This is a genomic window from Streptomyces sp. UW30, from assembly GCF_008042075.1.
Classification (GTDB): Bacteria; Actinomycetota; Actinomycetes; order Streptomycetales; family Streptomycetaceae; genus Streptomyces.
Genome location: NZ_RDBN01000033.1, coordinates 174,350 through 187,408 on the forward strand (window position 1 = coordinate 174,350; position 13,059 = coordinate 187,408).

Sequence of the window (13,059 nt, forward strand, 5' to 3'; positions counted from 1 at the left end):
CATTTCCACCGTGGGCGCCGGCTACGGCCTCGTCAGTGGCGGGCGGCGACCTGGCACGGCTGGGCGTCAGGGAGGCGGCCGCTGAAGTACGAGCGGGGCGGGACGCCCATCAGGGTGCGGAAGTCGGACGTCATGTGGGACTGGTCGTAGTAGCCGGAGGCGACGGCGAGCTGCGCCCAGGGGACGTCGTCGGCACGGGCCAGCACCGCGTGGACCCGGTCGATCCGGGCGTAGTGCTTCGGGGAGAGTCCGACGCCCTCGGCGAAGAGGTTGCGCAACTGGCGCTCGCTGACGGCGAGTTCGCGTGCCACGTCCCGCACCTGCCCGGGAACGTGGCCGGTGCGCATCGACAACGCGTCCGCGCCGGCCTGCAGCAGGGCCGTGCGTGAGCGGTCCGCGGCGGCGGACAGACGGTCCGGGAGCGTCTGCGCCAGATGCGGCACCACCTGCTCCGGCGTCATGTGCCGCAGTTCGCGGCCCAGTTGGCGTGCCGTCGCGCCGGGCAGTTCCTCCAGAAGCGCCGCGTCACCCACGAGATCGACCGCCGGGACGCCGAGCAGGGGACGGACGGTGCCGGGCGCCAGCCGTATCTCGAGGCAGGATGCGAACCGTTTGCCCAGGTGGTACGAGGCGCGGGTGCGCGGGCCGACGACCAGCGCGCTGCGGTGGCCGTTCTCGTCGACCCGGAAGACCAGCTTCGTGGCGGTGTCCGGGAGTTGGACATACGGCTCCGCCGGGTCGGCGCCCACCGACCCGATACCCGCGACCCATGGGCGCAGCGCCGGGGGTGTGGGCAGGATCTGTGGGGACATCGTGTTCGTCACGCCTCCACCGTATGCCCGGTGCCTGGCCGTCCGGGCCCGTGAACCGTGCCGGAATTTCCAAGAGTCCGGCGCCGCCCGCCGCCCATCGTGGTGGTCATGATCCTAGTGACGGGTGCCACCGGCACCATCGGCAGTGAAGTGGTACGACAGCTTGCGGCGCGCGGTCAGAAGGTGCGTGCGCTGACCCGGGATCCGGCGGCGGCCCGGGTGCCCTCGGGCGTCGAGGCCGTACCCGGGCACCACCGTGACCGGGACTCGGTCCAGGCGGCGATGGCCGGCGTCGAAGCCGCCTTCCTGGTCGGTGTGTTCGGCCCGGACGACGCCCAGCACGACCGGGGCCTGGTCGAGGCGGCGCGGGCGGCCGGGGTACCGCGGATCGTGAAGCTCTCCTCGATCGGCACCGGTGACCCCCGGCTGGCCGAGTTCGGCAATTGGCACCTGCCCGGCGAGGAGGCCGTCCGGGCGAGCGGCCTGGAGTGGACCGTGCTGCGTCCTTCGTCCTTCGCCTCCAACACGCTCGCCTGGGCCGAGGCCGTCTACGCGGGCACCGCGGCGCCCAACCTGATGAGCGACGGCGCACAGGGCGTCGTCGACCCGCGGGACGTGTCCGAGGTCGCCGTGAGCGCACTGCTCGACCCACGCCATGCGGGGCGCACCTACACCCTGACCGGACCCGAGACCATCCGCGCCAGTGACCAGGCCGCGGTACTCGGCGAGATCCTCGACCGGCCGGTGGAGCTCCTCCAATTGACCGCGGACCAGCGCCGCGAACTACTCCTGGGTGCCGGCCTCGGGGCCGCCTACGCGGACAGCCTCGTGGCGAGTGCTCGCTTCATCGAGGAGGGCGGCAACGCCGTCGTCACCGATGACGTACCGCAGGTACTGCGGCGACCGGCACGGAGCTTCCGGGAGTGGGCGCTGGACCACAGGGCGGCGTTCATGGAGGGGTGACCGGATTCGGCGAGGAGGCGGTCACACCGGCACCTGAGCCGGAGCCGGTGTGACCTAGAGCCCGAACAGGCTCGGGTCCGACGACAGCTCCTTGAAGATCTCGTCGGGGCGGGCGACCAGCTTGCGCTCCTCCAGGTTCAGGACTCCGCCGACCGCGGTGATCTCGGCCGCCACCGTGCCGTCGGTCCTGCGGATGATCTGCTCGACCCTGAACGTCTTGCCGCCGCCCCACTCGAAGGCGCACGTCACCTCGACCTCGTCGCCCGCGAGCAGCTCCCGCTTGTAGCGGATGGTCGTCTCCAGGGACACCGGTCCCACGCCCTTGGAGGCGAGCCCCTTCTGGCTGATCCCGGCCGCCTGAAGCAGCGCCCAGCGGGCGTGTTCCGCGTAGTTCAGGTACACCGCCTGGTTGAGGTGTCCCTGCACATCCGTCTCGTACCCACGGACGGTCACCGGAACGGAGAACTGCTCGGTCACGACTTCCCCTTCACGTGCCACGCTTCTTGTCGGTCCGATCCTGACATGTGCCCTCTACATCCGTCGCGGAGATGCCAGCAAATACCGCACTCCTGTGCGGGACTCGGTGTGCTCGCCCACCTGCCAGCCCGCCTCTTCCAGTGTGGTCGCGCAGGCCCGCAGCCGCGCGCCGTCGACCTCGTGCACGGCAACCGCCTCCGGCTGGGGGGTCGCCCGCACCCGGTACCCCTCCTCGGAGTCCGGCCCGGCCGGGGGATGCCCGGCCGCCTCCAGCGCGAGCGCGGCGGCCTGCACCAGATGCGTACGCTCCCAGCCGCACGGCCGGTCCACGGCGCCGTCCGGGTTGGTCATCCGGCGCAGCTCCAGCAGCCCCTGCCAGGCGCCGCGCACCTCACGCAGCCGGGCCGGGCCCGACGCCGGGGCGCCCTCGGCACCGCCGATCCGGGCGGCGAACACACCGCGCGCCTCGGTGGCCTCGGCCTCTTCGGGCACCGCAGGCTCGGACTCCCGTATCCGATGCCCCGCCGGGGTCAGAAAGTGAGCGTGCGGCGGGCGCGGGTGCCGGAAGGCGAGCCCCCGCTTCACCAGTGCCGCGAGCTGTGCCTCCGTACCCCTGAGCCGTCCGGTGTCGGGATCGGCGGCGTCGATGACACGCCGCTGGGCCGCGGTCGGTGCTCTGGTCACGGCGTGCTCCTCCCCGGGCGTTCGGATGCCGGCCCGGCCTCATGGCACGGCACCGGCTCCATCTGCTGGGAAGGCTACGACCCGGGTCTGACATTCCACCCCGAGATCACCGGCCGCCCGTGCTCCGTGCCCAGCCGGCACAGCGTCCCCGTGGCCAGTTGGAACAGCGCCCCGTCCGCGGGCGGCAGCCCGAGCCGCCGGGCGGTGAGCACCCGCAGGAAGTGCCCGTGGGCCACGAGCACCACGCATCCTTCGGTGTTGGCGAACGCGGCGTCCACCTTGGCCAGCATCCGGTCGGCGCGCTCCCCGACCTGTTCCGGGCTCTCCCCGGGATGGTCGGGCGGCCCCGGCGCGACACCGTCCCTGAACAGGAACCACCCGGGCCGCTCGCGCTGGATCTCGACGGTCGTGATGCCCTCGTATCCGCCGTAGTCCCACTCCCGCAGATCGGCGTCGACCCGCATGTCGTGCAGCCCGATCAGCTCGGCCGTCTCCCGCGCCCGCTGCGACGGGCTGACGAACGCCGCCCCGATCCGGTGCGAGCGGATCATCGGCACGAGCCGACGCGCCTCCTCCCGCCCGTGTTCGGTGAGCGGTACGTCGGTCCAGCCGGTGTGCCGTCCGGAGCGGGACCACTCGGTCTGGCCGTGCCGGACGAGGAAGAGATCACTCATGGTCACAGGCTAAGAGCCCAGCGCTCCAACTCGGCGAAGTCGTGCTCGCGCAGCCCTCTGCGCGCGTCGACCGAGAGCAGCAGGGCGGCGCCGCCGTGGTGGGCCGCGACATGCCGTACGTCGAGGTCGGTGATCATGTCGTCGACCCAGACGAAGGGCCGCCCCGCCGCCCACGCCACCACGTGCCGGGTTTTCCAGTACAGCCCGTCGGGGTCCGCGGCGAACAGCTCGGGCCACTCGATGACCGGCAGGTCGCCGGGCAGCCCGATCACCGGCGCGATCATCTCGTTCGCCTGGTGCTGCCAGGTGGTCGCCCACGCCAGCTCGTACGGCAGCGCCAGCAGCCGCGCCCCGTGCCCCGGATGCAGCCGCACCCTGAGGCCGCGGCGCAGCCGCCGGGATCCCGGACGCTGCCGGGCCGACCAGTTGGCGGGGTGCAGCCGGCGGGTCACATAGCCGCGATGGCGCAGGAACGGGGCGCGGAAGGGGTTGAGGGGGCCGTCCACGTCGAGGAGCAGGAGGGGGCGGATGCTCATGGACGGTTCCTACCCACCCGGAGGGTCACGTCTGCCGATAACCGCTCAGGAACCGCCCGATCCGCCCGATCGCCGCCTCCAGGTCCTCCGCGTAGGGCAGGGTCAGAATGCGGAAGTGGTCGGGGGTCGGCCAGTTGAAGCCCGTGCCCTGGACGACCTGGATCTTCTCCCGGAGCAGCAGGTCCAGGACGAACTTCTCGTCGTCGTGGATCTTGTGCACCTTGGGGTCGATGCGCGGGAAGGCGTACAGCGCGCCCTTCGGCTTCACACACGACACGCCGGGGATCTCGTTGAGCTTCTCCCAGGCCACGTCGCGCTGTTCGTGCAGACGGCCGCCCGGCGTGGTCAGCTCCCGGATCGACTGGCGGCCGCCGAGGGCCGCCTGGATGGCGTACTGGGCGGGCGCGTTGGCGCACAGCCGCATGGAGGCCAGCATCGTCAGGCCCTCCAGATAATTCTTCGCGTGCTGCCTCGGGCCGGTGACGACGAGCCAGCCGGAGCGGAAGCCCGCCACCCGGTAGGTCTTCGACAGCCCGCAGAAGGTCAGGACGACCAGGTCGGGGGCGAGGGTCGCGACCGAGTGGTGCACGGCGTCGTCGTAGAGGATCTGGTCGTAGATCTCGTCGGCGAAGACCATCAGGCCGTGGCGGCGGGCGAGGTCGAGGATGCCCTCCAGGATCTCCTTGGGGTACACCGCGCCGGTGGGGTTGTTCGGGTTGATGATGACCACCGCCCGCGTGCGGTCCGTGATCTTCGACGCCATGTCGTCCAGGTCCGGGTACCACTCGGACTGCTCGTCGCACAGGTAGTGCACGGCCTTGCCGCCGGCGAGGGTCGTCACGGCCGTCCAGAGCGGGAAGTCCGGGGCGGGGATGAGGATCTCGTCGCCGTCCTCGAGGAGTGCCTGTACCGCCATGGAGACCAGCTCGGACACGCCGTTGCCGAGGAAGACGTCGTCGACGCCGACCTCCAGACCGAGCGTCTGGTAGCGCTGGGCCACGGCCCGGCGGGCGGAGAGGATGCCGCGCGAGTCGGTGTAGCCGTGCGCCTGGGGCAGCATCCGGATCATGTCCTGGAGGATCTCCTCCGGCGCCTCGAATCCGAAGAGCGCGGGGTTGCCGGTGTTCAGCCGCAGGACGCTGTGGCCCGCCTCTTCCAGCGCGTTCGCGTGCTCGATCACCGGGCCGCGGATCTCGTAACAGACCTCGCTCAGCTTGCTCGACTGCCGGAACTCCATGCGCGCTCGCCCCTCCGGTTTCGTGTGTTGCTTGGTTTTACCAAGTTCGAGCTTGGAAAGTCCAACAACATGTCTAGACTGCGTCGCATGTCACCTCGCCGAAGCTACGACCAGTACTGTTCCGCCGCCCGCGCGCTCGACGTCGTCGGCGACCGCTGGACCCTGCTGATCGTCCGGGAGCTGCTGGCCGGCCCGCGGCGCTACACCGATCTGCACGCCGACCTGCCGGGCGTCAGCACGGACGTACTCGCCTCGCGGCTGAAGGACATGGAGCGCGACGGCATCAGCACGCGACGCAAACTGCCCCCGCCCGGTGCGGCATACGTCTACGAACTCACCCCGCGCGGGCGGGAGTTGCTGCCCGTGCTCCAGGCGCTGGGGCAGTGGGGGCAGGCCGAGCTCGGCGAGCTGCGGCCCACCGACGCCGTGCGCGCGCACTGGTTCGCGCTGCCGCTGCTGCGAGCCCTGCGGGAAGGCGGGGCGGGGGAGGGCCTGGTCGAAGTCGAGGGGGAGGAGGGGGACTTCCATCTGCACGTCGGCGCCGAGGACGGGCCGGTCTACGGCGACGGGCCCGCACCCGGGGAGCCCGACGCGCGGCTGGTCCTGGACTCCGGGACGTGCCAGGCGGTCGCGCGGGGGGAGCTGAGCGTGGCGGACGCCGTACGGGGCGGGCTTGTCGAGGTGAGCGGGGACGGGACGTTGGCCAAGGCCCTGCGCGAGGGATGAGCCCGGCCAAAAGGGCCCGCCGTCGAGTACGGCAGGCCCTTTTGGCGACGGATCAGGCGCCCGGCGGCACCCGCGACGGCCGTCCGGGTCCACGGGTCAGCGCGTAACCGCCGATCCCCGCGAGCGCGGCCAGCGCGCCGCCGATCGCCGTCCACACCCAGCGGTCGGACCACCAGCCGGAGGCCCAGCCGTCCTCGGGCTCGATGTCGGACAGCACCGCCGAGGCCGACGAACTCTCCTCGTCCGCCTGCGACTTCACGGCTGCGCCCGGCACGAGGGGCTGCGCCAGCGCCCCGTCCACCGCGGCCGCACCGCCGATGTCCTTGGAGTCGACCCGGACCTCGGCGCCGACCGGCAGACCGAGGTCGGAGGTGGGCACGTCCACGACCGTCAGACGGATGTAGTACGTACCCGGCAGCGGGTCATCGGCCCACTGCTCCGACCAGGCGCGAACGGTACGCAGGACGCAGGTCAGCTCGACCGAGGAGGTGCCCGCGGCGGCGGTGCGCGTCTGCGCCCCGTACTGGCAGGCCTGGCGGCGGCGCAGACCGTCGTACACGTCGATCTGCCAGGTCTCGGCGGCATGCGTGTCCGGCAGCTTCACCGTGGCCTTCACGGTGGGGCGCAGGCCGGCGTCCGCGGGGAACGACCAGTACAGGTAGTCGCCGGTGGAGGCGCTCGCCGTGGCCGTCTGCCCCTGCTCGACCTCGGTCGCCGTACGGAAGGAGGTGCCCGCCACGGACGGCGCGCCGCCGCCGTCCTGAGATGCGCTCGGGGACGGCGAGGTGTCGGCGGCGGCCGGGGTGACCGCCAGTCCCAGCATGAGCAGGGAAGCGCTCAACACACGTGTGATCCGCATCAGTTGGTCCTCCAGACCGCGACGCGCCAGCGCGACAGCCAGCCCCAGACGAGACCGGCGAGGAAGCCGGTCAGGATCAGCGCGCCGAGCAGCCACCAGCCGCGCCCGAGGCCGAAGGCGGCCACGTCGCTCGACTGCGACGGCCCGTCCACGACGTCGATCGTCAGCTCCAGCGGCAGTCCGGGCGTGGTCTGCACGCCGGAGCCCGCCGAGAAGGACTGAGTGACCTGAAGGCACACGGTCTCGGCGGGCGCGGTGTCCTCGTCGTCGCCGTCCGCCTCCGCCTTCGGGTAGCGCAGGCCGGTGGACATGACGTCCGTACGGCCGTTGCCCGCCGCCTCGCCGCGCACGATCTCCCGGCCGCGCTCGGTCACCGCCCGCAGCAGGACCCCGTAGGAGGGGTTCACCGCACGGTCGGCCGACACGCTCACGGACGCCCGCAGCTCCTGGCCGGGCTCGACGTCCACGCGGTACCAGCGCTGCTGCCCGAACTCCTCGCGGTCGGTGTACAGGCCGGACTTCAGCGCGGGCGCCTTCGCGCACTGGTCCGCGCCCGTCGTCGCGACCGGCGTCACCACCGGATCGGCCGCCCGGTCCACCAACTGGTTGACCTTGTCGGTGAGTTCCTCGGTGTGCTCGACGGAGGTGAACGTGCCGCCGGTCGCCTCGGCGATACAGCTGAGCTGCTGCCGCATCTTGGTGTTCGGGACCAGGCCGAGCGTGTCGATGGTCAGGCCGATGCCCTTGGCGGCGATCTCCCGCGCTACCTCGCACGGGTCGAGCGGGGCGCAGGTGTCCTCGCCGTCGCTGATCAGCACGATCCGCTTGGAGCCCTCACCGCCGTCGAGATCGTCGGCCGCCTTCAGCAGCGCCGGACCGATCGGCGTCCAGCCGGTGGGCGCCAGGGTCGCCACCGCCGCCTTCGCCTCGGTGCGGTCCAGCGGGCCGACCGGGTAGAGCTGCGCGGTGTCCTTGCAGCCTGTCTTGCGGTCGTCGCCCGGGTAGTCGGCGCCCAGCGTGCGGATGCCGAGCTGGACCTCCTCGGGCGTCGCGTCGAGCACCTCGTTGAACGCCTGCTTCGCCGCCGCCATCCGTGACTGGCCGTCGATGTCCCGCGCTCGCATCGAGCCGCTCACGTCGAGGACGAGATCGACCTTGGGCGCCAGCGCGCTGGTCTCATCGGCTACCGCCCCGGCCGGGAACGCCATCCCGGCCGCGAGCGCGGCGAGCAGGGCGCAGGCCCCGGTCGCCAGCCGTGTTCTTGTGATCATCGGCGGATCTTATTGATCAGAGGTGTCCCGCTTCAAACGAGGTCGGAACGGGGATCAGAACACCTCGGTGACCAGCGGATTCGGCAGTTCGGCCCACTGATCCCCCGGCGTCGCCGGCGACAGCCGCATCAGCGTCAGCGCCTTCGTGGGCAGCGGCGCCTCGCGCAGCGCCGCCAGATCCACGGTGTCCGGCAGCTCCCGTACGACCGCCTCCAGCGCCCCGCGCAGCGCCGTACCCGAGCCCGCCGTACCCGCGAGGGCCCCCGCCACCAGGGACCCGAACAGCTTGCGGCGCAGGGCCGTCACCTCGTCCGTGACGATCCGGCCCGTCAGTTCCGGCATCGGGATGCCGTGGCGGGCCAGCCGTGCGGGGCTGATCCGGATGTCGGCGAGGTCGCGGTAGACCAGCCGCACCGGGGAACCGTCCGCCGACAGCACCACGAGCAGGTTCTGCCCGTGCGCCTCCAGAGCCACGCCCAGCTCCAGCAACCGCAGCCCCACGGTGAGCGCGAGCCGCGTGAACTCGGCCAGCCACGCCGGGGATCCGGGCAGCCCGGTCGTCGCCAGCGCGGCCACCGGCACGACGTGCTCGCCGGGCCCGGCGTACACCTGCGGCGACTCGCGCACCACCGCCGCCAGGTCGGGGGAGTCGGCCGTGGCCGCCCCCAGTGTGCGCGTGACGTGCAGCAGCCCGTCCATGCGGGCCGCCAGGGTCTGCGCGAACGCCGACAGGGTGGCCGACAGACCGATGGAGTACACCGAGATGTCCCGCACCGAGGACGTCAGCCTGGCGCTCAACGCGGTCTTGACGTGTGGTCCTTCGGGGAGGGCGAGCGTGCGCAGGGACATCAGCGGATGCGCGGCCATCCCCTCGTCGTAGGGATCGCAGGGACGCTTGAGCACATGCTCGGCCTGCCACGGATGCACCGGGATCAGCAGTCGCCCCCCGTCCCGCATGCCCTGCGGCCACTCGCCGGTCACCAGGCACTCCTGCGCCCGCACCGGCACCAGCCCCAGCGTCACCACCGGCCGGTGCTCGGGCCCGTACGCCAGCTGCTCCGCGACCGAGAACCCGGGCCGGGAACGGCAGTTGGGATGGAACGGATGCCCGTCGACCACCCGCTGCTCCCACTCCCGGTCCAGCGACGGCCACTCCTTGGAGTGAGCACCCTGCCCGGCCCGCGACAGCGCCAACGAGGCGACGCTGTGGCCGAGTTCGGCGGCGAAGGACGTACCGTGCGGCACACCGAGGTCGGTCAGCAGCCGGGCCGGATCGTCGTACGAGGTCTCGTCGAGTCGTACGGCGGTGACGTACGAGGCGGTGGCGTAGGGGTCGGCATGCGGGCCGTGCAGCCGGCGCCCGTCCGAAAGGCGCAGGGTGAGGCCCTCCCCGTCGCGCTCACGGCCGGCCACCCAGGGCAGCGGCTCGTACACGAGCGCGCGCCACAGCCGGCTCAGTACGGCCGCGCGGGCTCCGGGGAGTTCGGCCGCGTGGCGCGAGACGAGTCCGGGGCGCACATCGGCCAGTTCGGCGGCGACCTCGGACTCTGCGCTGGGGGGACGGTGCACGGGCGGTCTCCTCGGGTACGAGTAGGGCGTCGGGACAGGCACCGACGACAGACATACTGATCGTCTCCCCGCCTGAACGGACCGTAGAGAACGAGTGGATCGCGTGCATCTCAACCCTCCGCCCGCCGCCGACGTCGCGGAACGCGCCGACGCCCTCTCGGTCGCGCCCCTGCTCAACTGCCTGCTGCGCGAGGTGGCCGAACCGCAGCCCGCCTCCGGCGAGCGCCTGGTGTACCGGCTGCCCGGCTCGGGGCGACTGCTACGGGTCCTCGGCGAGCGGCGGCCCGCGGAACCCGAGATGTACGCGGCCGGCGGCTGGCAGCGCGTCGGGCACGGCGAACTCGTCAAACTCGTCGCCGACGAGCTGCGCCGCCACACCGGTCTGTCGAACCACGAGCTGCCCGCCGAGATGATCGACAGCCGCGACACGCTGGCCGCGCTCCTCACGGCACGCGCGCGTGCTACGGCGCCGGCCGACCTCTATCTGCGCTCCGAGCAGTCCCTCCTCACCGGCCACCCCTACCACCCCGCCCCCAAGGCACGCGGCGGCGGCCCGGTCGCGGCCTGGCTGCCGTACGCCCCCGAGGCGCACGCCCGCTTCCCGCTGACGCTGCTCGGCGTGCGCGAGGACACCGTCGTCGAGGAGGGCGACACCCGCGCCCTGGACGCCCTCGGCGAGGCCCCGCCCGGCTACCGGCTGCTGCCCGCGCACCCCTGGCAGCTCGACCTGGTCGGCCGGGAGCTCGCGGACGCCTTCGCGGACGGCAGGCTGGTGCGGCTGGGCACGACCGGCTTCGACGCCTGGCCGACGGCCGCGATCCGCACGCTGTACGCCCCCGAGCGCGATCTGTTCCTCAAGTTCAGCCTGGACGTGCGCATCACCAACGACATCCGTCGGCTGTGGCGCCACGACCTGCTCGGGCTGCGCCGCACGGACACGGCGACGGCCGCCGCCTTCGCCGCGCTCGACGGGCCCGCCGCCTGGCTCGGCGACCGCGGATACCGCACCGCCGAATTCGCCTTCGAGGAACTGGCGGTCCTGGTCCGCGACGGGCTGCGCGGCAGCGTCCTGCCGGGCGCGACGCTGCTGCTCGCCGCGGGGCTCGTCGAGGGCTTCGAAGGCAGCCCGCTCCCGGGTGCCCAGGACCCGGTGGCCTGGTGGGAGGCGTATCTGGCCCAGGTCGTCCCACCCGCACTCGCGGCCTTCGAAGACCACGGAGTCGTACTCGAAGCGCACCTGCAGAACACGCTGGTCGCCGTCGACAGCGACGGCATCCCGGTGCAGGCCCTGTTCCGGGACGCCGAGGGCGTGAAGCTGCTGCCGGACGTGTCGCGGGCGGCGGGCTGGGAGCGGCTGGTGTACTGCCTGGTCGTCAACAACCTCGTCGAGATCGCCGGTGCCCTTGCCGCACGGCACCCGACACTGGACCCCTGGCCCGCCGTACGCCACGAGCTGACCCGGCACGACCTGCCTGAGATCCCGGCCCTCCTGGCGTCCCCCACCCTCCCCGGCAAGACCAACCTGCTGCTGCGCTGGACGGGCGCGGACGGCGCCGACGCCCGGTACCTGCCCCTCCCGAACCCGCTGGCCGGGTGAGCGCTGACTTACCCTGGCGGGTGTGCTGCGCGATGTGACTGCTGTTCGATACGTGACCCCGCTGCGGTCCGGCGGCTCCGTGCCCGGAGTCGTCGAGGCCGACGACCTCGGCACGTACGTCGTGAAGTTCACCGGTTCCGCGCAGGGACGCAAAGCGCTGGTCGCCGAGGTGATCGTCGGGGAGCTGGCGCGCGCGCTCGGGCTGCGCTTCCCCGAGCTGGTGCTGGTGCACTTCGACCCGGCGGTCGCCTCGGACGAGCCCCACCAGGAAGTGCGGGAGCTGCACAACGCCAGTGCGGGGGTCAACCTCGGCATGGACTACCTGCCGGGCGCCAAGGACTTCACGCCCGAGGTCGCCCAGCACCTCACGGTCGATCCGCTGGAAGCGGGCCGGATCATCTGGCTCGACGCGCTCACCGTCAACGTCGACCGCACGGTGCACAGCTCGAACCTGATGGTCTGGCCCACCTTCGGCACCGTGCCCCCGCGGCTGTGGCTGATCGACCACGGCGCCGCCCTTGTCTTCCACCACCGCTGGGACACCTCCGACCCCGCGAAGGCCTACGACTTCCGCCATCACGCCCTCGGCCACTACGGCCCCGACGTGCGCGCCGCGGACGCGGAACTCGCGCCCAAGGTCACCGAAGAGCTGCTGCGCGCGATCACGGCCGAGGTACCGGACGCCTGGCTGCTGGACGAGCCCGGCTTCGCCACCGCCGAGCAGGCCCGTCAGGCGTACGTCGGCTACCTCCACGCGCGCGTGCGGGCCTCGGCGTCCTGGCTCCCCACCGACTTCCCCACCCGGGAGGAACTCGCCGCCGAGGAGGCCCAGAGGGCGGCGAAGTCACAGCAGGGCCGGCCGAAGTGGCTGAAGCAGGTCCCCGACCTGCACGGCAAACCGGCCGCGGAACAGGATTGGTCGGTGCACCTCGGATGAGTGGCCGTGTCGAGATCGAGTACTGCACCCAGTGCAGGTGGCTGCCCCGCGCGGCCTGGCTGGCGCAGGAACTGCTCACCACCTTCGAGGCGGAGCTGTCCGAGCTGGCGCTGAAGCCGGGCAAGGGCGGCGTCTTCGTCGTCCGCGTCGACGACGAGGTGGTCTGGGACCGCCGCGACCAGGGCTTCCCGGAGCCGACGGCGGTGAAGCAGGCCGTACGCGACCGAGTGGCCCCGGGGAAGTCCCTGGGCCACTCGGACAAGCCTGCGCAGGAGTAGGTCAGCCCCTGAGCTGCTCGTACGCCGGCAGGGTCAGGAAGTCGGCGTAGTCCTCGTCGAGGGAGACCTCCAGGAGCAGGTCGTGGGCCTGCTGCCAGTGGCCGGCCGCGAAGGCCTCCTCGCCGATCTCGGCGCGGATGTTCGCCAGTTCCTCGGCGGCGACCTTGCGGGCCAGCTCGGGCGTGGCCTTCTCGCCGTTCTCGAACTCGACGCCCGCGTTGATCCACTGCCAGATCTGGGAGCGGGAGATCTCGGCGGTGGCCGCGTCCTCCATGAGGTTGAAGATGGCGACCGCGCCGAGGCCGCGCAGCCAGGCCTCGATGTAGCGGATGCCGACCTGGACGGCGTTCACCAGGCCCGGGTACGTCGGCTTGGCGTGCAGGGAGTCGACGGCGATCAGGTCGGCCGCCTCGACGTGGACGTCCTCGCGCAGCCGGTC

General features: G+C 72.2%; 14 protein-coding genes and 1 pseudogene. 5 read left to right on the plus strand and 10 right to left on the minus strand.

What is annotated here, in order from left to right; translation table 11 throughout:
• Window positions 1–32: 32 nt before the first annotated feature.
• The gene (locus tag EAO75_RS16035; protein WP_261989310.1) at window positions 33–824 is read right to left on the minus strand and encodes an AraC family transcriptional regulator; all 792 of its coding nucleotides are present in this window, start codon (window positions 822–824) and stop codon (window positions 33–35) included.
• Window positions 825–920: 96 nt separating this feature from the next.
• On the opposite strand from EAO75_RS16035, the gene EAO75_RS16040 reads away from it, so the two are divergent.
• Window positions 921–1,775, plus strand: coding sequence for an NAD(P)H-binding protein (locus tag EAO75_RS16040; RefSeq protein ID WP_147995740.1), 855 nt, complete (start codon window positions 921–923; stop codon window positions 1,773–1,775).
• Window positions 1,776–1,829: 54 nt separating this feature from the next.
• Here the strand turns inward: EAO75_RS16040 and EAO75_RS16045 are convergent, their stop codons facing one another.
• The 5 genes from EAO75_RS16045 to EAO75_RS16065 form a co-directional block, all read right to left on the minus strand.
• The gene (locus EAO75_RS16045) at window positions 1,830–2,252 is read right to left on the minus strand and encodes an acyl-CoA thioesterase (RefSeq protein WP_147995741.1); all 423 of its coding nucleotides are present in this window, start codon (window positions 2,250–2,252) and stop codon (window positions 1,830–1,832) included.
• Window positions 2,253–2,306: 54 nt separating this feature from the next.
• Window positions 2,307–2,936 carry a hypothetical protein gene (locus tag EAO75_RS16050; protein WP_147995742.1) on the minus strand — a complete coding sequence of 210 codons (630 nt, stop codon included), beginning with the start codon at window positions 2,934–2,936 and terminating at the stop codon, window positions 2,307–2,309.
• A gap of 74 nt (window positions 2,937–3,010) precedes the next feature.
• A complete protein-coding gene (locus EAO75_RS16055; protein WP_147995743.1) occupies window positions 3,011–3,610 on the minus strand; it encodes a histidine phosphatase family protein in 600 nt (199 codons plus the stop codon).
• Between the two features lie 2 nt (window positions 3,611–3,612).
• Window positions 3,613–4,146: an HAD domain-containing protein gene (locus EAO75_RS16060; RefSeq protein WP_147995744.1), complete on the minus strand. Its 534-nt coding sequence runs from the start codon at window positions 4,144–4,146 to the stop codon at window positions 3,613–3,615.
• Between the two features lie 25 nt (window positions 4,147–4,171).
• On the minus strand, window positions 4,172–5,383 hold the full coding sequence (locus EAO75_RS16065) for a pyridoxal phosphate-dependent aminotransferase (RefSeq protein ID WP_147995745.1): 1,212 nt from the start codon (window positions 5,381–5,383) through the stop codon (window positions 4,172–4,174).
• An 87-nt stretch (window positions 5,384–5,470) separates the two neighbouring features.
• Between EAO75_RS16065 and EAO75_RS16070 the strand changes: the two genes are divergently transcribed.
• Window positions 5,471–6,109 (plus strand): winged helix-turn-helix transcriptional regulator, encoded by a 639-nt coding sequence (locus EAO75_RS16070; protein ID WP_147995746.1) that lies wholly within the window; start codon window positions 5,471–5,473, stop codon window positions 6,107–6,109.
• A gap of 52 nt (window positions 6,110–6,161) precedes the next feature.
• Here the strand turns inward: EAO75_RS16070 and EAO75_RS16075 are convergent, their stop codons facing one another.
• The 3 genes from EAO75_RS16075 to EAO75_RS16085 are packed head-to-tail and all read right to left on the minus strand — an operon-like array spanning window position 6,162 to window position 9,808.
• Window positions 6,162–6,968, minus strand: coding sequence for a hypothetical protein (locus EAO75_RS16075; protein WP_147995747.1), 807 nt, complete (start codon window positions 6,966–6,968; stop codon window positions 6,162–6,164).
• The gene (locus tag EAO75_RS16080; protein ID WP_147995748.1) at window positions 6,968–8,239 is read right to left on the minus strand and encodes a VWA domain-containing protein; all 1,272 of its coding nucleotides are present in this window, start codon (window positions 8,237–8,239) and stop codon (window positions 6,968–6,970) included. Before EAO75_RS16080 ends, EAO75_RS16075 begins: the two co-directional genes overlap by 1 nt.
• A gap of 54 nt (window positions 8,240–8,293) precedes the next feature.
• Window positions 8,294–9,808, minus strand: coding sequence for an IucA/IucC family protein (locus EAO75_RS16085; RefSeq protein WP_147995749.1), 1,515 nt, complete (start codon window positions 9,806–9,808; stop codon window positions 8,294–8,296).
• 94 nt (window positions 9,809–9,902) lie between these two features.
• On the opposite strand from EAO75_RS16085, the gene EAO75_RS16090 reads away from it, so the two are divergent.
• From EAO75_RS16090 to EAO75_RS16100, 3 genes are read left to right on the plus strand one after another with little or no spacing between them, the layout of a single operon-like run.
• Entirely contained in the window at window positions 9,903–11,405 is a 1,503-nt protein-coding gene (locus tag EAO75_RS16090) for an IucA/IucC family protein (protein WP_147995750.1), read from the plus strand.
• 22 nt (window positions 11,406–11,427) lie between these two features.
• Window positions 11,428–12,342: a HipA family kinase gene (locus EAO75_RS16095; RefSeq protein WP_147995751.1), complete on the plus strand. Its 915-nt coding sequence runs from the start codon at window positions 11,428–11,430 to the stop codon at window positions 12,340–12,342.
• Complete coding sequence (locus tag EAO75_RS16100; RefSeq protein WP_147995752.1) at window positions 12,339–12,620, plus strand: SelT/SelW/SelH family protein; 282 nt, start codon at window positions 12,339–12,341, stop codon at window positions 12,618–12,620. Before EAO75_RS16095 ends, EAO75_RS16100 begins: the two co-directional genes overlap by 4 nt.
• A gap of 1 nt (window position 12,621) precedes the next feature.
• On the opposite strand, the pseudogene EAO75_RS16105 reads toward EAO75_RS16100, so the two are convergent.
• A pseudogene (locus EAO75_RS16105) lies at window positions 12,622–13,059 on the minus strand (malate synthase A); the annotation flags it as partial.